The 18,813-nt window shown below is 63.3% G+C and carries 16 protein-coding genes; 11 read left to right on the forward strand and 5 right to left on the reverse strand.

Annotated features, from left to right (window positions below):
- The first annotated feature begins 22 nt into the window (after window positions 1-22).
- On the forward strand, window positions 23-1,654 hold the full coding sequence (locus P0M12_RS27040) for an ABC-F family ATP-binding cassette domain-containing protein (RefSeq protein ID WP_003944932.1): 1,632 nt from the start codon (window positions 23-25) through the stop codon (window positions 1,652-1,654).
- A 60-nt stretch (window positions 1,655-1,714) separates the two neighbouring features.
- Here P0M12_RS27040 and P0M12_RS27045 read toward each other — a convergent pair whose 3' ends face one another.
- Together P0M12_RS27045 and acnA are read right to left on the reverse strand one after the other, a co-directional pair.
- A complete protein-coding gene (locus P0M12_RS27045) occupies window positions 1,715-2,281 on the reverse strand; it encodes a TetR/AcrR family transcriptional regulator (protein ID WP_003944970.1) in 567 nt (188 codons plus the stop codon).
- A gap of 180 nt (window positions 2,282-2,461) precedes the next feature.
- Window positions 2,462-5,263, reverse strand: coding sequence for an aconitate hydratase AcnA (acnA, locus tag P0M12_RS27050; RefSeq protein WP_007727883.1), 2,802 nt, complete (start codon window positions 5,261-5,263; stop codon window positions 2,462-2,464).
- 456 nt (window positions 5,264-5,719) lie between these two features.
- On the opposite strand from acnA, the gene P0M12_RS27055 reads away from it, so the two are divergent.
- From P0M12_RS27055 to P0M12_RS27090, 8 genes are all read left to right on the forward strand, one after another.
- Window positions 5,720-6,310: a DUF6676 family protein gene (locus P0M12_RS27055; protein WP_021332993.1), complete on the forward strand. Its 591-nt coding sequence runs from the start codon at window positions 5,720-5,722 to the stop codon at window positions 6,308-6,310.
- A 451-nt stretch (window positions 6,311-6,761) separates the two neighbouring features.
- Window positions 6,762-8,306: an NlpC/P60 family protein gene (locus P0M12_RS27060; RefSeq protein WP_058038779.1), complete on the forward strand. Its 1,545-nt coding sequence runs from the start codon at window positions 6,762-6,764 to the stop codon at window positions 8,304-8,306.
- Between the two features lie 228 nt (window positions 8,307-8,534).
- A complete protein-coding gene (locus tag P0M12_RS27065) occupies window positions 8,535-9,653 on the forward strand; it encodes a MoxR family ATPase (RefSeq protein ID WP_223304533.1) in 1,119 nt (372 codons plus the stop codon).
- Window positions 9,650-10,642 carry a DUF58 domain-containing protein gene (locus P0M12_RS27070; protein WP_003944991.1) on the forward strand — a complete coding sequence of 331 codons (993 nt, stop codon included), beginning with the start codon at window positions 9,650-9,652 and terminating at the stop codon, window positions 10,640-10,642. Before P0M12_RS27065 ends, P0M12_RS27070 begins: the two co-directional genes overlap by 4 nt.
- On the forward strand, window positions 10,639-11,619 hold the full coding sequence (locus P0M12_RS27075; RefSeq protein ID WP_003944878.1) for a VWA domain-containing protein: 981 nt from the start codon (window positions 10,639-10,641) through the stop codon (window positions 11,617-11,619). The genes P0M12_RS27070 and P0M12_RS27075 overlap by 4 nt, the downstream gene beginning before the upstream one ends.
- A gap of 70 nt (window positions 11,620-11,689) precedes the next feature.
- Window positions 11,690-12,439 (forward strand): 3-oxoacyl-ACP reductase FabG1, encoded by a 750-nt coding sequence (gene fabG1, locus P0M12_RS27080; RefSeq protein WP_081557866.1) that lies wholly within the window; start codon window positions 11,690-11,692, stop codon window positions 12,437-12,439.
- Between the two features lie 54 nt (window positions 12,440-12,493).
- Complete coding sequence (inhA, locus tag P0M12_RS27085) at window positions 12,494-13,291, forward strand: NADH-dependent enoyl-ACP reductase InhA (RefSeq protein ID WP_003944803.1); 798 nt, start codon at window positions 12,494-12,496, stop codon at window positions 13,289-13,291.
- Between the two features lie 72 nt (window positions 13,292-13,363).
- Window positions 13,364-14,428, forward strand: a complete 1,065-nt coding sequence (locus tag P0M12_RS27090; protein WP_277377101.1) for a ferrochelatase — start codon at window positions 13,364-13,366, stop codon at window positions 14,426-14,428.
- A gap of 11 nt (window positions 14,429-14,439) precedes the next feature.
- On the opposite strand, the gene P0M12_RS27095 is transcribed toward P0M12_RS27090, so the two are convergent.
- The gene (locus tag P0M12_RS27095) at window positions 14,440-15,048 is read right to left on the reverse strand and encodes a transcriptional regulator (protein WP_007727873.1); all 609 of its coding nucleotides are present in this window, start codon (window positions 15,046-15,048) and stop codon (window positions 14,440-14,442) included.
- 106 nt (window positions 15,049-15,154) lie between these two features.
- Window positions 15,155-15,496 (reverse strand): metallopeptidase family protein, encoded by a 342-nt coding sequence (locus P0M12_RS27100; protein ID WP_277377935.1) that lies wholly within the window; start codon window positions 15,494-15,496, stop codon window positions 15,155-15,157.
- A gap of 77 nt (window positions 15,497-15,573) precedes the next feature.
- On the opposite strand from P0M12_RS27100, the gene P0M12_RS27105 reads away from it, so the two are divergent.
- Together P0M12_RS27105 and P0M12_RS27110 are read left to right on the forward strand one after the other, a co-directional pair.
- Window positions 15,574-16,065: a hypothetical protein gene (locus tag P0M12_RS27105; RefSeq protein WP_030536391.1), complete on the forward strand. Its 492-nt coding sequence runs from the start codon at window positions 15,574-15,576 to the stop codon at window positions 16,063-16,065.
- Window positions 16,066-16,219: 154 nt separating this feature from the next.
- Window positions 16,220-18,013: an enoyl-CoA hydratase-related protein gene (locus P0M12_RS27110; protein ID WP_277377102.1), complete on the forward strand. Its 1,794-nt coding sequence runs from the start codon at window positions 16,220-16,222 to the stop codon at window positions 18,011-18,013.
- Here P0M12_RS27110 and P0M12_RS27115 read toward each other — a convergent pair.
- Window positions 18,003-18,794 (reverse strand): hypothetical protein, encoded by a 792-nt coding sequence (locus P0M12_RS27115; RefSeq protein WP_058038783.1) that lies wholly within the window; start codon window positions 18,792-18,794, stop codon window positions 18,003-18,005. The genes P0M12_RS27110 and P0M12_RS27115 overlap by 11 nt on opposite strands.
- Window positions 18,795-18,813: the final 19 nt, after the last annotated feature.

Consider the following 18,813-nt stretch of genomic DNA (forward strand, 5'->3'; position numbering starts at 1 on the left):
TCGTTTTTCCTGAGGAGTTTGCTTGATTACCGCCACTGACCTCGAAGTTCGTGCCGGTGTCCGCACCCTTCTCACGGCTCCCGGGCCTTCGTTGCGCATCCAGCCGGGCGACCGGATCGGACTCGTCGGACGTAACGGAGCCGGAAAGACGACCACACTGCGCATCCTCGCCGGCGAAGGTGAGGCATATGCGGGAAGCGTCGTACGTACCGGTGAACTCGGATACCTCCCGCAGGACCCCAAAGAGGGCGACCTGAGCGTCCTCGCCAAGGACCGGGTTCTCTCCGCACGTGGCCTCGACACGATGCTCCGCGAGATGGAGAAGCAGCAGATTCTGATGGGCGAGGTGCTCGATCAGGAATCGCAGGACCGCGCGGTCAAGAAGTACGGTCAGCTCGAGGATCGGTTCTCGGCCCTCGGCGGATACGAAGCCGAGAGTGAAGCTGCACGCATCACCAGCAGCCTCGGTCTCGAAGACCGCATTCTCGGGCAGCCGCTCAGCACGCTGTCCGGCGGTCAGCGTCGTCGCGTCGAATTGGCGCGCATCCTCTTCGCCGCCTCCGACGGCAGCGGTGCCCGCTCGGACACGACTCTGCTGCTCGACGAGCCCACCAACCACCTCGACGCCGACTCCATCACCTGGCTGCGTGGCTTCCTCCAGAACCACGAGGGTGGACTGGTGGTCATCAGCCACGACGTCGACCTGCTCAACGACGTCGTCAACCGCGTGTGGTTCCTCGATGCCGTCCGCGGTGAGGCCGACGTCTACAACATGAACTGGAAGAAGTACCTCGACGCTCGTGCCACGGACGAGCAGCGTCGTCGCCGTGAGCGCGCCAACGCCGAGAAGAAGGCCGGTGCGCTGCGGATTCAGGCCGCCAAGATGGGCGCAAAGGCAACCAAGGCCGTCGCGGCTCAGAACATGGCCAAGCGAGCCGACAAATTGATGGCGAACCTCGATGCCGAACGTGTCTCGGACAAGGTTGCGCGGATTCGTTTCCCCGAACCCGCCGCTTGTGGCAAGACTCCGCTGATGGGCAAGAACCTCACCAAGGTGTACGGCTCGCTCGAGATCTTCACCGGTGTCGATCTCGCGATCGATCGTGGGTCTCGTGTGGTTATCCTCGGACTCAACGGTGCAGGTAAGACCACACTGCTCCGCATCCTCGCGGGCGCGGAGAAAGCGGACGCTGGTGAGCTGATCGCCGGTCACGGACTCAAGGTCGGCTACTTCGCTCAGGAGCACGACACCCTCGACGACGACGCGTCCGTGTGGGAGAACATCCGCCACGCCGCGCCGGACACAGGGGAGCAGGAACTGCGTTCTCTGCTCGGTGCCTTCATGTTCACCGGCCCACAGCTCGAACAGCCGGCCGGAACGCTCTCGGGTGGTGAAAAGACGCGTCTGGCTCTGGCCGGACTGGTGTCGTCCGCTGCCAACGTTCTGCTTCTCGACGAGCCCACCAACAACCTGGACCCGATCTCACGCGAGCAGGTGCTCGACGCGCTCCGCAGCTACACCGGTGCCGTCGTCCTGGTCACCCACGATCCGGGCGCTGCCGAGGCCCTCAACCCCGAGCGAGTCATCCTCCTGCCCGACGGCAACGAGGACCACTGGTCGCAGGAGTACCTCGAGCTGATCCAGCTCGCCTAAACCCCTGTGCGCCTTTTTGGTAGTGGGAACTACCAAAAAGGCGCACAGGGGCGAAGCCCCTCAATCTCTCCGCCGCACCGATTCCTCGACCAGATCGAGAACCGCTGACAGGTTGTCGACGCCGTGGCCGGAGGCGATTCTCGCGACCAGGCCGTCCATCACCAGATCCAGGTATCCGATCAGAATTTCGGTGGGGACGTCGTCACGGAGCCGACCGGCCGATTTCTGTCTGGCGAGGCGCGCACTGGTCGCTTCCGTCAGTTCTACGGAGCGCTGCGACCACTTCTCGCGGAAATCGGCGTCGTTGCGCAGTCGACGCGCTATCTCCAGTCGCGTTCCCAGCCAATCGAATTGGTCGGGCTGCGCGAGCATGTCCCGCATGACCTGGACGAGGCCCTCTTCGGCGACGACATCTGCCATCCGGCTCGCATCCTCGCTTGCGAGAGCGAGGAACAGGCCGTCCTTGTCCTTGAAGTGATGGAAGATCGCTCCGCGGGACAAACCGGTGACTTCTTCGAGACGGCGAACTGTGGCGCCGTCGTAGCCGTATTCCGCAAAGCAGCGGCGGGCGCCGTCAAGGATCTGACTGCGCCGTGCCGCGAGATGGTCTTCACTGACCTTGGGCACGGGCATCCCTCCTTTGTCGGGTTGCCTGTGAGCACTTTCGGCCGTAGGCGCTGAATGTCGACTCAGTGCACAAAGCGCTCACGACCACCGATGAAACCTGGTTCGCCTTCCGGCGAAAGTGGTCGTGAGCGCTTTGTGACCCGTCAGGGGCCGAAAGTGCTCACAGGCACGTAGTGCCTACTAGCCGCGGATCATGTTGCGAAGCACGTACTGCAGGATGCCGCCGTTGCGGTAGTAATCCGCTTCGCCGGGGGTATCGATGCGCACGACTGCGTCGAACACGACCTTCTCGCCGTTCTCGCGCGTCGCCGTGACCTTCATGGTCTTCGGGGTGACGCCCTCGTTGAGCTTCTCGACACCTTCGATGTCGAAGGTCTCGGTGCCGTCGAGCTTGAGCGAACCTGCGGACTCGCCGACCGGGAACTGCAGCGGGACAACGCCCATGCCGATCAGGTTGGAGCGGTGGATGCGCTCGAACGACTCGGTGATGACGGCCTTGACGCCGAGCAGGCTGGTGCCCTTGGCTGCCCAGTCACGCGAGGATCCGGAACCGTACTCCTTGCCGCCCAGGACGACCAGCGGGATGCCGGCTGCCTGGTAGTTCTGCGACGCGTCGTAGATGAATGCCTGCGGTGCGCCTTCCTGCGTGAAGTCGCGGGTGTAACCACCCGAGACGTCGTCGAGGAGCTGGTTGCGCAGACGGATGTTCGCGAACGTTCCGCGAATCATGACCTCGTGGTTACCGCGACGCGAGCCGAGCGAGTTGTAATCCGCACGCTCGACGCCATGGGAGTCGAGGTACTGCGCAGCGGGGGTGCCGACCTTGATCGGACCTGCCGGGCTGATGTGGTCGGTGGTGACCGAGTCGCCGAGCAGTGCGAGGACGCGAGCGCCCTTGATGTCCTTGACCGGAGCCGGATCCATCGTCATGCCGTCGAAGTAAGGTGGCTTCCGCACGTAGGTGGAGTTCTCGTCCCACTCGAAGGTGTCACCCTTCGGGGTTTCGAGGTTCTGCCAGCGGCTGTCGCCCGCAAAGATGGTTGCGTACGACTTGCGGAACATGTCCTGGTCGATCGAGGACTTGATGGTCTCTTCGATTTCCTGCGTGGACGGCCAGATGTCCTTGAGGTAGACGGGGTTTCCGTCGGTGTCGTTACCGAGCGAATCGGTCTCGAAGTCGAAGTCCATGGTTCCGGCGAGGCCGTAGGCAATCACGAGCGGCGGGGAAGCCAGGTAGTTCATCTTGACGTCGGGGGAGATACGTCCCTCGAAGTTACGGTTACCCGACAGCACCGCGGTGACCGAGAGGTCGTTGTCGTTGATGGCCTTCGAGACTGCCTCGGGCAGCGGTCCGGTGTTACCGATGCACGTGGTGCAGCCGTAACCGCCGAGGTAGTAACCGAGCTTCTCGAGGTACGGCCACAGGCCGGCCTTCTCGTAGTAATCGGTGACGACCTGCGAACCGGGAGCCATGTTGGTCTTGACCCACGGCTTGGTGGCGAGGCCCTTCTCGACGGCGTTGCGTGCGAGCAGTGCAGCACCGAGCATGACCGACGGGTTGGACGTGTTGGTGCAGGAGGTGATACCTGCAACGACGACGGCGCCGTGGTCGAGAACGAACTCACCGGCGTCGGACTTGACGACGACCGGCTTGCTCGGACGGCCTTCTGCACCGTTGGCAGCAGAGAGAACGTCGACCGCTCCGTCGTCGGCAAACGACAGAACCGCGGGATCGGAAGCCGGGAAGGACTCTTCGACGGCCTCGTCGAGCTGAGTGTGCTCGGTCGGGTGGTTCTCTTCCACGTAGTTGTGGATGTCCTTGCGGAACGCAGTCTTGGACTCCGACAACAGGATTCGGTCCTGCGGGCGCTTCGGGCCGGCGATCGAGGGAACAACGGTTCCCAGATCCAGCTCGATGTACTCCGAGAAGACGGGTTCCTTGTCGGGGTTGTGCCACAGGCCCTGTTCCTTGGCGTACGCCTCGACGAGAGCGAGCTGCTCGTCGCTGCGGCCGGTGAGGCGCAGGTATTCGATGGTCTCGGCATCGATCGGGAAGATCGCTGCGGTGGAACCGAATTCGGGGCTCATGTTGCCCAGCGTCGCGCGGTTCGCGAGCGGAACCTCGGCAACACCGTTGCCGTAGAACTCGACGAACTTGCCGACGACGCCGTGCTTACGGAGCATCTCGGTGGCGGTGAGCACGACGTCGGTTGCGGTGACGCCGGGCTTGATCTCACCGGAGAGCTTGAATCCGACGACGCGGGGGATCAGCATGGAGACGGGCTGGCCGAGCATTGCTGCCTCGGCCTCGATGCCGCCGACGCCCCAGCCGAGCACGCCGAGGCCGTTGACCATCGTGGTGTGCGAGTCGGTGCCGACACAGGTGTCGGGGTATGCCTGTCCGTTACGCGACATGACGGTGGGTGCCAGGTACTCGATGTTGACCTGGTGAACGATGCCCATTCCCGGGGGGACGACCTTGAAGTCGTCGAATGCGCCCTGGCCCCAACGGAGGAACTGGTAACGCTCGCCGTTGCGCTCGTATTCGAGGTCGACGTTGCGCTCGAGTGCGTCGGCCTGGCCGAAGACGTCGAGGATGACCGAGTGGTCGATGACCATGTCGGCGGGGGAGAGCGGGTTGACCTTGTTCGGGTCGCCGCCGAGGGTGGTGACGGCCTCACGCATGGTGGCGAGGTCGACGATGCAAGGAACGCCGGTGAAGTCCTGCATGATCACGCGGGCAGGCGTGAACTGGATTTCGATGCTCGGCTCGGCTGAGGGATCCCAGCTTGCGATTGCGCGGATGTGATCCGCGGTGATGTTGGCGCCGTCTTCGGTGCGGAGAAGGTTCTCGGCGAGAACCTTCAAGGAATAGGGCAATTTCTCGGTGCCGGGGACGGCCGAGAGGCGGAAGATCTCGTAAGAGTTCTCACCGACCTCGAGGGTTCCCTTGGCTCCGAATGAATCGATACTGGTGCTCACGTCTGCTCCACTCGTCTATGAGGGTCGCTACCGACGGGGCTGTGTCGGCAGCTGAAGCGAGGTACTTCGGCCGGGAAGATTCTCCGTAGCTCACGCCAATCGCACAGTTCGCGTGAGAACTGTCCGAACATCGGAGCTGCAGTAGAACCTGTCCTGACCGGTGGTACCTCTTGGTCCAAGTCTAACAGTACGCTTGTCCTGTGAGAATTCAGGGCAAGTTGACCGAAACAATCTTCATGCAGACTGCGGGCCTGCGCAACGCAGGCTTGGCTGGGTGACCGCACCCACAGCTACCGCTCGGGCGGCACGCGCGGCGGTTGTGTGTGACGCCTGGTGGCAGTCGACCTGAAGTAGGGTGCATGCAGGCCCGTCGCGGGTCGGCCGCCGAAAAACGACCTCGGAAGAACTCCCCGCATCTCAGCGGTGGACGGAATCCGAACAGCACCCGGATGAGAGATGTCTGCTCCTACAAATCACGCTTTTGCGCCTGTGCACGTGAAGTCCCCGTTGCACGTCGCTGTTCCGTCGGACGTCGATCTCGACGACGTGCTCGCGGACATTTCGACGGACGGCGTCTCCGCCCCCGCGGATGATGTTGCGGGGCTGACCGCGGTGGTGACCGACGCTCGTGAACGTGGTGTCGACTTGAGCGTCGTAGTAGTCGACGCAAATCCGGGCCGGCCGTCCGATCTTCGAGACCTGGCCACGACGGTCGGCAAAACAGAAGGCGGAACGGTTCTCGTTCTGAGCCCTGACTGGATGGGTAGCTACAGCGATTCGATCAGTCGAGTGCAGCTCGAAACTGCACAGGACCGATCTTTCGGCGAAAGCGCAAGCGTGACCGCGGACCGCTTCTCGCACGAGATCGTGGCGCCAGGTCCGCCGTGGACGCTTTACACGGTCCTTGTCATCGCAGTGGTGGCGGTTATTGCCGGAATTACCTTTGCCGTCAAGTGGCGGCGAGAGCCAGAAAACGCGCAAACCAGACATATCGCCTCGACTTCGGAAACACCAGCACCATCCGACCACCGGGCCGATTCCGTCTGACCTTGGTCCTTTTGCGAGATTTTCAGTAACTCGTCGAAAACAGGTACTCACTGCTGTTTGCGGTGAGTACCTGCCCTTTTTGGTGCCTGCATGCCATTCGACCAGCTCAAATACCGTTTGTGTTATTTGTGGCTAAAGTTTCCAAAGAACGCTTGAGTGTCGTACGGTACAACTGGCACTTTTTGGGGAAGAAGTGTCGCAGACAGGCTGATGTTGTTCGACGCGTACTTGTCGGTTGCCTTGTTCTCGAGGTGTCGACGGTGGCGTTCGTACGACACGTCCAGGTCGACGAGCAGCTCTCGGGTTGTGGGCGACCGGTGCTTGGTCTGCGCATTCCCTCCCCGCACGGATCGGCGACCCAGCGGGCCGTGGCGTTACACGCGAGGGAGAGTTATTTGTGAGGCAAGTAACACGTGGCGGCGAGTCCCGTCGTGGTCCTTCCCGTAAATCGATGCGCCTGGCGCAACTGGTCATCGGATTCGGCGTCGTCGGATCCCTGATCGTCGGGACGCCGGCCATGTCCTCGGCCGTACCGCCACCGCCGCCGAATCCGAGTGACTCGGATATCGCCGCGGCAGATTCGCAGGTCTCGTCGAGCGTCGGCACCGTCAGCGCGCTCATCAATCAAGTCGCATCGGCAAACGAACAGTTGTCGGCACTCGACAACGAAGTTGCGATCAAGCGTGAAGACGTCAACAAGACTCTCGTGGATCTGCAGAACGCTCGCGGCGCCGCAGACTCCGCAGCGCAGGCCGTCGGAGTCACGAAACAAGCTCTGAAGGACGCGTCGGCGCAGATCGAGGTCGCTCAGACGGACTTCGACAAGTACGCACGCTCGAGCTACGTCAAGGGCACCAATACTGCGTCGATCTCGTCGTTCCTCGACGCCAAGGGTCCTGGCGACGTTCTCGACCGCGCCCAGGTCCTCAAGCTTCTCGCCAATACGCAGAGTGCAGTGCTCGACGGTCTCCAGCGAGCACGTACCGAGCAGGCGAACAAGGATTCCGCGACCCGCCAGGCCAAGCAGCAGGCCGATGCCGCCGCCGAGGTCGCCGCGCAGCTGAAGGATCTGGCGGAGCAGGCGATTCAGATCGCGCGCAACGCTCTCGATCAGCAGGTAGCCAAGAAGGCCGCGATCGAAGCCGAGCGCAACTCTGCCCAGGCTCAGCTCGACGCCGCCCGCAACGCCGTCGCCGGCTTGCAGGGTCAACGCCAGGCATACGCGACCTGGGACGAACAGCGCCGCGCCGAGGAAGCTCATCAGAAGGCTCTCGAAGCCGCTGCCAAGGAAGCGGCCGCTCAGGCCGCCGCCCGTGCCGCAGCCGACCAGGCAGCCAAGGATCGAGCTGCCGCACTGGCAGCAGCCCAGCGTCCGCACACCGCGGTCGAAGACCCGACTCCGACCGTCATCCCGGACGACGACACCTGGACTGACGAAGAAACAGGGACCGACGAGGAAACAGGCACGGACGAAGAGACCGGCACCGACGAGGAAACGGTCACGACGCCCAAGCCCACCACCCCGAAGCCGACGACGCCGAAACCCACCACTCCGAAGCCTTCCGTCACCGGAAGCGCTGCAATCGAATCCGTCATCGACCGCGGAATGTCTCAGCTAGGCGTGCAGTATGCCTGGGGCGGCGGCGACGAGAACGGTCCGACGCGAGGCATCCGTGACGGCGGCGTCGCTGACAGTTACGGCGACTTCAACAAGGTCGGGTTCGACTGCTCCGGCTTGATGATTTATGCCTTTGCCGGCATCGGGATCTCGCTGCCGCACTACACCGGCTACCAGTACACCGCAGGCACTCAGGTTCCGTCTTCGGAGATGAAGCGCGGCGACATGATCTTCTACGGCCCCAACGCCAGCCAACACGTGGCGCTCTACCTCGGTAACGGTCAGATGCTCGAGGCACCACAATCCGGTTCGAGTGTCATGGTCTCACCGGTTCGGTGGGGTGGAATGACGCCGTACGCCGTCCGACTGGTGTCCTGACCGTCAGAGGAAATGCCACTGACACCCGCATTGTCAGGGAAGTATCAAGTTCCCGACGTGGTGTTACGGCATCGAGCGCAACTACCTGGAATAGTTGACGGGGAACACGTTACTGTCGGTACTTTTCTAGGTGAAAGCGATGGATTCTTGGTGACCTCACGTGAAGATTCGGTCGGAACGGTCGACGTAAGCAAGGCGAGTGGAAGTGCGGACGGAGCAGCACCTTCCCTGGCAGCCGACGTTCAGACCTTGGAACGAGCGATTTACGAGGTCAAGCGAGTCATCGTCGGGCAGGACCGGCTTGTCGAGCGCATTCTCGTCGGACTTCTCGCCAAGGGGCACGTCCTCCTCGAAGGCGTACCCGGTGTCGCCAAGACGCTGGCCGTCGAGACTTTCGCGAAGGTCGTCGGCGGTTCGTTCTCCCGCGTCCAGTTCACCCCGGACTTGGTGCCCACCGACCTGATCGGCACGCGCATCTACCGTCAGGGCCGCGAGGAGTTCGACACCGAACTCGGCCCCGTCGTCGCCAACTTCGTGTTGGCCGACGAGATCAACCGTGCCCCGGCCAAGGTGCAGTCCGCGCTCCTCGAGGTGATGGCAGAACGCCACGTCTCGATCGGTGGCAAGCGGTACCACATGCCCGATCCGTTCCTGGTGATGGCGACGCAGAACCCCATCGAGAACGAGGGCGTCTATCCGCTCCCCGAAGCGCAGCGCGACCGCTTCCTGTTCAAGATCCTCGTCGATTACCCGACAGTGGAGGAAGAACGCGAAATCGTCTACCGGATGGGCGTCGCGGCTCCGGAGCCGCACCAGATCCTCGGTCCGGAGGAGTTGGTCAGGCTCCAACGCGTCGCCAGCAACGTCTTCGTTCACCACGCGCTCGTCGATTACGTTGTCCGGGTCATCGCCGCTACGCGTACGCCGCGTGAGGTCGGACTCGAGGACGTCGCAGGTTGGATCGCGTACGGCGCCTCACCCCGCGCGACGCTCGGCATCATCGCCGCGTCGCGGGCTCTCGCTCTCGTCCGCGGGCGCGACTACGTAGTGCCGCAGGACGTCATCGAGGTGATCCCGGACGTGTTGCGTCACCGCCTCGTTCTTTCCTACGACGCCATGGCCGACGAGGTGACTCCCGACGCCGTCATCGCCCGGGTGCTGCAGACCGTCGGACTGCCGCAGATCGCCGCGCGGCCGGTTCCTACCGTTCCCGGTCCGCCCCAGCAGGGCGCACCGCAGGCACCGCAGTTCAACGCACCGGGCACAGCTAACCCACAGGGCACAGCTAATCCGCAGGGCAACGGCGCGCCGATCGCGACCGCTGAGACGATGAGTCGCCCGCAGTGACCGAAGGCCGCGACGGTGGCCAGGCGACACCCGCCGGATCCACCGGTTCTCCGCCGTCGTTCCGATCCGGCGAGCTCAGCGACCCCAAACTCACCGCTGCGCTGCGCACCCTCGAGCTGACGGTTCGCCGTCGCCTCGACGGTGTGCTGCACGGCGATCATCTCGGCCTGATTCCCGGTCCGGGTTCGGAGCCGGGAGATGCCCGCGAGTATCAGCCGGGCGACGACGTGCGGCAGATGGACTGGTCCGTCACCGCACGGACGACGCACCCACACGTGCGTCAGTCTGTCGCAGATCGTGAGCTCGAGACGTGGCTCGTCATCGACTTGTCCGCAAGTCTCGACTTCGGGACCGCCGGATGCGAGAAGCGCGACCTGGTCGTCGCCGCAGCCGCGGCGATCACTCACCTGACCAGTTCGGGCGGTAACCGCGTCGGCGCCATCATCTCGACCGGCGCACAGACAACTCGAATTCCGGCCCGCGGTGGGCGAATTCACGCACAGGCGATGCTCCGCAAGATCGCGACGACTCCGCACGCGCCGGACGGGGTACGCGGTGATCTGGTCGGCGCGATCGAAGCGCTCAGACGCCCACAGCGTCGGCGCGGACTGGCGGTGGTCATCAGTGACTTCCTCGGACCGATCGACTGGGAACGCTCGCTGCGCGCCATTTCAGGACGGCACGACGTGCTCGGTGTCGAAGTGGTCGATCCGCGAGACCTCGAACTGCCCGACGTGGGCGACGTGGTGCTCCACGATCCCGAGTCCGGCCGGACCAGAGAATTCACCACGACGCCGCAATTGCGCGCCGACTTCGCCAGAGTCGCCGCCGAGCACCGCGTCGAGGTCAGGCAAGCTCTACGTCGTTGCGGCGCACCGCTCATGTCCCTGCACACCGATCGGGACTGGATCGCCGACGTCGTGAGATTCATCTCGGCACGCCGACACAGTTATGGTGCCGGCGCCGGAACTGGGGGCGTTCGTTCGTGAGTCTTTCTCAATTCACCGCACCGTGGTGGCTGCTGTTCCTCGCTGTCATCGCCGCGTTGGTGGTCGGTTACGTACTCGTGCAGAAGCAGCGAGCCAAGCACACACTTCGGTTCACGAACTTCGCACTGTTGGAGAAGGTCGCGCCTTCGCGGCCCGGGCGGTGGCGTCATATTCCGGCGATTCTGATGGTCATCGCATTGGTGTTCTTCACCGTCGCCCTTGCCGGTCCGACGGCAGACAAGAAGGTCCCGCGAAACCGTGCCACGGTGATCCTCGTGATCGACGTGTCGCTGTCGATGCAGGCCACCGACGTCGAGCCGACGCGATTGGCAGCAGCGCAGGAAGCTGCGAAGTCGTTCGCCGACGGTCTGACTCCCGGCATCAACCTCGGGTTGGTCGCATTTGCCGGAACGGCTTCGGTTCTGGTGTCGCCCACCACGAATCGTGACGCGACGAAGGTCGCCATCGACAACCTCAAGCTCAGTGAGCGAACGGCGACGGGCGAAGCGATCTTCACCTCGTTGCAGTCGATCGACACGCTGTCGGCTGTTCTCGGCGGCAGCGACCAGGCGCCACCGGCGCGCATCGTGTTGCTGTCCGACGGTAAGCAGACCGTTCCCGAGAACTCGGACGATCCGCGGGGCGGATTCACCGCTGCCCGTCAGGCCAAGGACAAGGGCGTTCCGATCTCGACCATTTCCTTCGGAACGACATACGGGCGAGTCGAGATCGAAGGAGACCGAATCCCCGTCCCGGTCGACGACGCGTCATTGAAGGAGATCGCCAACCTTTCCGGCGGAAGTTTCTTCACGGCATCGAGCCTCGAAGAACTGCGCCAGGTGTACGACACGCTCGAAGAGCAGATCGGTTTCGAGACGACACGAGGAGACGCGAGTCGACCGTGGTTGGTCCTCGGCGTCGTGTTCGCGACCGCTGGTCTGACGATTGCCCTGGTACGCAGGCAGCGTCTGCCCTGATCGAGAGCAGTTCCGAATTGTCCAAATACCGCTGGTACGCGGCCCGCAGAGAATTGATAGGTTGATCGCCATGTCTACCCCTCCCACGACAGTGGTTTCCGAACGGACCGTCACCACACCTCGCTCGGTGCTCGTCACCGGCGGTAACCGCGGAATCGGCTTGGCCGTCGCTCAGCGGCTCGCCGCAGACGGCCACAAGGTAGCCGTCACGCACCGCGGTTCCGGTGTCCCCGAAGGGTTGTTCGGCGTCGTGTGCGACGTCACCGACACCCAGTCGATCGACCGTGCGTTCAAAGAGGTCGAAGCGCACCAGGGGCCGGTCGAGGTCATCGTCGCCAATGCCGGCGTCACCGACGACACACTGATCATGCGAATGAGCGAAGAGCAGTTCACGAGCGTCGTCGACGCGAACCTCACCGGTACGTTCCGCCTCTCGAAGCGTGCGACCCGGTCGATGCTGCGCGCGCGTTTCGGACGGTTCATCTTCCTCGGCTCTGTGGTGGGTCTGGCAGGACAAGCCGGCCAGGTCAACTACGCCGCGTCCAAAGCAGGCATCGTCGGTATCGCTCGTTCCCTGACAAGGGAACTCGGCTCACGTTCGATCACCGCCAACGTCGTCGCTCCCGGGTTCATCGAGACCGACATGACGGCAGCACTGGGCGACGACGTCAAGGACAAGGCCACCGAGTTCATCCCGTTGCAGCGGACCGGAAAGCCGGAAGATGTTGCAGCAGTTGTCAGTTTCCTCGCCTCCGACGATTCGGCCTACGTCTCGGGTGCGGTCATCCCCGTCGACGGTGGACTCGGCATGGGGCACTGACCCGCTTTTCGTACACACACCTTTCTCGTACGTCTGAAATCAGGAGGACATCTCATGGGCGGCTTGCTCGAGGGTAAGACCATTCTTGTCACCGGCATCATCACCGATTCGTCGATCGCGTTCCACGTGGCCAAGGTCGCGCAGGAGCAGGGCGCGAAGGTACTGATCACCGGATTCGATCGTCTGCGCCTCATCGACCGCATCGCCCAGCGCCTGCCGCAGCCCGTGCCGCCGGCAATCTCGCTCAACGTCCAGAGCTCGGAGGATCTCGCCTCTCTCGCCGAGCGTGTGCGCGAGCTGGCTCCCGAGGGTATCGACGGCGTCGTCCACTCGATCGGCTTCGCTCCCCGCTCCTGCCTGGGAAGCCCGTTCATGGACGCGCCGTGGGAAGACGTGGCGGTCGCACTCGAGGTGTCCGCCTACTCGTACAGCGCACTGGCCAAGGCCTTGCTGCCGGTGCTCAACGACAACGCGTCCATCGTCGGAATGGACTTCGATCCGGCACGCGCAATGCCCTTCTACAACTGGATGGGTGTCTCCAAGGCAACCCTCGAGGCCGTCAATCGGTACGTGGCCAAAGAGGTCGGCGTCCGCGGCATCCGCTCGAACCTGGTGTCCTCCGGCCCGATCAAGACCCTGGCCGCCAAGGCCATTGCCGGCGACAGCACCGGTCCGGGCGCGGAGTTGGACAAGCTGAACACCGCATGGGACGGTGCTGCGCCCATCGGCTGGGACGTCGACGATCGCGAGCCGGTCGCCAAAACGGTCTGCACCGTTCTCTCGGATTGGTTGCCCGGCACGACCGCGTCGATCATCTACGTCGACGGCGGCTTCCACGCGATGGTCGGCTAGTAGCACCCCTTCTACTACGCAGGTGAGTACCCGGGTGACTCCCGCCGAACGGCATCGCGCAAGATTGAACTCATGACCGTAAGTATGGACATGCAGTTCGATGCTCTTCTCGTTTTGTCGTTCGGCGGTCCCGAAAAACCCGAAGACGTACGGCCGTTCCTCGAAAACGTCACGCGCGGTAGGGGAGTGCCACCGGAGCGGCTCGACGCCGTCGTCGAGCACTACATGCATTTCGGTGGAGTTTCGCCCATCAACGCGCTCAACCGAGACCTGATCGAACGGGTCGAAGGTGAGCTGGCAGCAGCCGGCGTGGATTTGCCCGTGTACTTCGGCAACCGCAACTGGCACCCGATGGTCGAAGACACCGTTGCCAAGATGCGCGAGGACGGTGTCCGCAACGCCGCCGTGTTCGCCACGTCGGCGTGGGGTGGTTACTCCGGATGTCGGCAGTACCACGAGGACATCGCCCGCGCCCGTGAGGCGGTCGGTGACGGCGCACCGACGCTGACAAAACTTCGCCAGTACTACGACCATCCGCTGGTCGTCGGCGCGTTCGCCGACGGTGTGCGCGCGGCCCGCGCAGAGTTGCCCGAACCGACTCGCGATACTGCGCGCCTGGTGTTCACCGCGCATTCGGTACCGAGTGCCGCAGACCGCAATGCAGGGCCGCCGGCAGAGGGCGGAAACCTCTACAGTCGACAGGTCGCCGAGGCCGCGAAGTTGGTTGCCGAGGCCGTCGGCGCCGAGGATTTCGATCTGGTGTGGCAGTCGCGATCAGGCCCGCCGCAGGTTCCGTGGCTGGACCCCGACATCTGTGATCACCTGGATACGTTGTCCGCCAAGGATGTTCGCGCCGTGATCGTGTGCCCCGTCGGTTTCGTCTCCGATCACCTCGAAGTGGTGTGGGACCTGGACACCGAGGCCAAGGACAAGGCAGCCGAACTCGGGATGGATTTCGTTCGGGCAGCAACGCCCGGCCGCGATCAGCGTTTTGCGCAGCTGGTGCCCACGCTCGTTCGGGAACTGACCGAGGCCGAGCAGCCACTGCGACTGGGGGTCGAGCCGCTGCTCGGCTCGACCACCAACGGTTTCTCGTGTGCGGTCAATTGCTGCGCGGCCGTTCAGCGTCCCCGCTGACGGTCCGGCGCTCAGGTGTTCGGATGCTTGAGCTTTCCGCAGGGCCCGGGAACGGTGGACGTGCTGCGCGAGGTGAGGAGCGTCTCGACGATCTGTCGATCCTCGGGGCTCAGTGACGGGTCTATGTAGTTGAGTTCGGGCGCGCCCAGTTCGCGGACTCGCCCGGCGAGGGTCGCGACAAACGAGACGCGTTCTTCGTCGTCGTCGTTGACGTCGTGGATCTGCAGCACCGACACCGGAAACTTGCGCAGCGTCACAGGCAGGAAGCGGGCGCCGAGCACATGGTCGACGTTGAATCCCGCCCACTGCCCCTGGTTGGCCTCCACGCATTCGGCGTCGGAGTGAATTGCGCTCTCGCCGATGTACTTACGTGCGGGCAGCATCTTCTTGGGTGCAAGTTCGGATGCGCCCTGCTGAAGGACGGGAAAGTCGCCGTCCGAGTACAACCAGGGCTGGTTGGCCATCTTGATCAACCGACCGGCGTCCAGATCCGGGAGATAGCGAGACTTGAGGAGAAACGCGACGCTGTCGACCGAGATGCCCAGCAGTTCTGCGGCCTTCTGTCGGCTCATCGCGAACGTCGGGGCATTCTTCGGGGCGATCTGGATCAAATTGACCATGCGAACTCCTGTAAGTGTTCAATTGTTGCGGGCTTGGTACAGCTGACATGACAATTCGCCGATTATCAACCTCTAGCTGATTTCCGACTTGTAGATGAGTCGGTTGTCACCATCCGAGTTCACGCAACCGGGGATCTCCGATCCCGAAGTGGTGGCCGATTTCGTGGATCACTGTTCGGCGAACTTGCTCGATCACCTCGTCTTCGGTGCTGCAGATCGCACAGATGGCCCTGCGGTAGATCGTGATGCGGTCGGGAAGGACGCCGGCGTACGTGGTGGTTCTCTTGGTCAGTGGGATGCCCTGATACAGCCCGAGTAGCCCCGGTTGTCCACCTTCGAGTTGAACGGTCACTGCGACATTGGCCATCTCCGCACCCAATTTCGGTGGCAGGCTGTCGAGCGCCCGCTTGACCATGTCCTCGAACTGGCTGTCGTCCACGTCGATCATCTGCCCATTGTGCGTGCGGGGGCGGGACCCGGGTGTGTCCATGTGGAAACAGTGCAGCTTACGGCTATGTTCATTGCGTGGCCGAAGACCTCTATCACCGTTACGAATTCACATTCATCGTTCAGATGCTGACAGTCTCGCAAGAGCAGGCGATCGAAGAGAGCTTGGGCGGAAGGGTCGAGGACCGACGCGGGCTGCAGCTGCTGACGCTCACCTCGGAAGGTATGCGAGCGGCGACAACGGCTATCACCGTGGTGGACCAGTTGGTGGCTGCAGGCGTGCGTCCCCAGCGGACACATCCCGATCTGGTGTCACGTCAGGACATTGCCGACCGTGCGGGGGTGACGCGGCAAGCTGTCGGGCAGTGGGTGCGAGGGGTCCGGCAGGCGGCTACGCCTTTCCCGATTCCGTACAACTCGGTTGCCGGGGGGATCTGGTTCTGGGGCGACGTCCTGGATTGGTTGCGCCGTCAGGGGTACAGCCAGGACACCGGTTTGCGCTACCCGACGCTGGATGAACATATTCGCATCGACCGCCATATCGCGATCAATCACAAGTCTGTGGGTTGATCGATCAAACGGTTTGCTTGAAAATAGCTATTGAAACAAACCGATGGTAGGTATAAAGTCCCTAAATACCTCAATCAATCTATCGGTGCGTCGGTCCTGCTCTGGGGGGAGTCTGGTCTGCGCTGCAGATACCCGAGCATGCGAGCAGGAATTCATGGTTTCGACCCCCGAAGTACGACCGATGCCCAAATCGGCCGCGCTCACGACTTCTGTGGCTATTTCCAGCGATGTAGCAACGGCTAAGCTACGTGAAGGTGTATCGGGCAGGGGCCGTCTGCGAGCGGCGACGGCGGCGCTGTTCAGGCGCTCACGCCCACGTACGACCTTCGCGCCACCGTTGAGCGTGCTTCTTCTCGTCACCTCCGACAACGGTCTCTCGCAGCGGGCCGGTCTTGTTCTTCGCGAGGCGGGACACCAAGTCCGTACAGCCGTCGTCGCCGACGCGGACGCAGTGCTGGCCGCGACTTCTTCGGGAGATTTTGACCTCGTCATCTGCCCGTTTTTGAAAGCCTATGTCCCGGAATCTGTTTGGCAGCGGTGGACGACGATCATCATCCATCCCGGCCCGCCCGGAGATCGCGGGCCGTCGTCGCTGGACTGGGCGATAACCGATGGCGAACCGATCTGGGGTGTCACGGCATTGCAGGCCGCTGAGGAACTCGACGCCGGGCCGGTGTGGGCCTGGCGGACGTTCGAACTCCGGAACGGGGCAACCAAATCCTCGGTATACAACGAGGAAGTCACCGACGCGGCGATGGAGTGCATTACGGAGGTCGTCGAACATTTCCGTACTCCTGACTTCCAGGCGATCCCATCGGACCTAGTTGCGCGGCCCGTGGCTTCGACCCGATCGAGGCCCAGCATGAAACAGGCCGATCGCGTTTTCAGCTGGGAGCAAGACGCGTCGAGCATCGTCCGCGCCGTCAACGCCGCCGACGGGTTTCCCGGCGTCGCCGTTCAGTTGGGGCTCGACCGGGTCTACGTCTACGACGCTCACCTCGATACCCACGTCGATGCAGCGCCCGGCACCATCGTCGAGTACTTCGACCAGGCAATACGTGTTGCCACCGGTGCGGGCTCCGTTTGGATCGGACATGCGCGGCTCGTCGGCGCCGGCAATGTCAAACTTCCGTCGACCGCGGTCGTACGTCCGGACGTGTTCGTTCCACAGGTCTGGGAGAGTCGTTACCCCGAGACCGACTATCACCGCGACGGCGAAATCGGATATATCTCGTTCCGCTTCTACAACGGTGCGATGAGTACGAAGCAATGCGCGCGACTGGCCTCCAGGCTCCGCTGGGCGATCGCGCAGGACACCAAGATCCTTGTCCTGACGGGTGACTACGACAGATTCAGCAACGGTATCCACCTCAACGTCATCGAGGCCGCGTCGGATCAAGCCGGGGAAGCGTGGGCCAACATCAAGGCCATCAACGAGATCGCGAAAGCGATCGTCACCTGTACGGAACAGGTTGTGGTGGCGGCATTCACAGGCAACGCCGGTGCCGGCGGGGTCATGCTCCCGCTTGGAGCCGACGTAGTCGTGGCCAGGGACGGTGTGGTTCTCAATCCTCATTACGCCACGATGGGCCTGTTCGGCTCGGAACTGCACACGTACACACTTCCGGCTCGGGTCGGCGAGCAGCAGGCCCGCAGTCTGCTGGCCGAGTGCAGTGCGATCGGCATCCGTCGAGCCTTGGACATCGGACTTGTCGACGCGATCGGCCCCAGGCGGCCGGATCTGTTCGAGGCGTGGTTGCGCGAGGTCGCCACCGACTTGCTCGAAGGAGATCGGCTGGAATCGATGCTGGAGCGCAAACGTCTTCGACTGGAACGTGATCCGGTGGAGCCCTTCGAGGAGCGTGAGCTCGAAGAGATGAAGATCGACATGTTCGGTGACCGCAACGGGTTTGCCGAGAAACGCCGGAACTTCGTGCTCAAGCTCTGATCGACACGCTGTTCGCCGACGCGACACGGGCAGTGCGAACAACGTCCCACAGTCGTCGCAGCAGGTCGTCACGCCTCTGCGCAGTGGACACGCTCGGGGCCTGATTGGTCGATATCGACGCAGCCACGGTGAGAATGGCTGCCACGTTGTCGGCGGTGTCGATCACCTGTAAATGCCGAGGTGACAGTGTCGACGGCCAGCGGTGTCCGGCCTGGGCCTGCAGGGCTTCGGCGACCAGCGTACGAGCGTCGTTTCCAGGCATTCCGGTGGCTACGGTCGGAAGCCCGCCGAGCACCTCGGCTGCGTCCCGAACAGCTTGGCGCAGTTCGTATTCGGCTTCGCGGAGTCCGATCGATTCGGCGCTGCCCGCCACAGTGGGAATGGAGAAGACCGTCCATCGCAGGACGTCCGGGCCTTCCTTCGACGGCACGAGTCCGACTCCCGGCTTGCCGACGGCGCCGATCTGTAACCCTTCACCCGTTGCGATCGCAGCGCGCGCGAACTCGGTCCCGGTGGGCAGACCACGTACATCACCGGCCGTGGGAAGGACCAGGCGGACCTCGGCAGCCTCCGAGCGCGCGATTCTGAGCAGGGTGGGCACACCGGAAGCCGTGACTCCCGGCCATTCGAGATCGTGGCGGACCGCGGTTTCCGCATCGGCGGCGCCGATCAGGTGCATCGGTGCCCACGCGGCAAGGGCGTCGATGACGTCGTCCGGCGCAGCGTCGCCGGCGAGCCATGACGCTGCCCACACGGTGAGGGTTGCGCTGGGAGAACTCATGACCGTGAAGTTTAGTTCG

Source organism: Rhodococcus sp. RCBS9 (assembly GCF_029457415.1).
Taxonomy (GTDB): Bacteria; Actinomycetota; Actinomycetes; order Mycobacteriales; family Mycobacteriaceae; genus Rhodococcus_F; species Rhodococcus_F qingshengii.

Coding starts and splice junctions, on each gene's coding strand:
- P0M12_RS27055 (WP_021332993.1), top strand. CDS start 5,720: ATGTCTGCTCCTACAAATCACGCTTTTGCGCCTGTGCACGTGAAGTCC.
- P0M12_RS27060 (WP_058038779.1), top strand. CDS start 6,762: ATGCGCCTGGCGCAACTGGTCATCGGATTCGGCGTCGTCGGATCCCTG.
- fabG1 (WP_081557866.1), top strand. CDS start 11,690: ATGTCTACCCCTCCCACGACAGTGGTTTCCGAACGGACCGTCACCACA.
- inhA (WP_003944803.1), top strand. CDS start 12,494: ATGGGCGGCTTGCTCGAGGGTAAGACCATTCTTGTCACCGGCATCATC.
- P0M12_RS27090 (WP_277377101.1), top strand. CDS start 13,364: ATGACCGTAAGTATGGACATGCAGTTCGATGCTCTTCTCGTTTTGTCG.
- P0M12_RS27095 (WP_007727873.1), bottom strand. CDS start 15,048: ATGGTCAATTTGATCCAGATCGCCCCGAAGAATGCCCCGACGTTCGCG.
- P0M12_RS27100 (WP_277377935.1), bottom strand. CDS start 15,496: ATGATCGACGTGGACGACAGCCAGTTCGAGGACATGGTCAAGCGGGCG.
- P0M12_RS27110 (WP_277377102.1), top strand. CDS start 16,220: ATGGTTTCGACCCCCGAAGTACGACCGATGCCCAAATCGGCCGCGCTC.
- P0M12_RS27115 (WP_058038783.1), bottom strand. CDS start 18,794: ATGAGTTCTCCCAGCGCAACCCTCACCGTGTGGGCAGCGTCATGGCTC.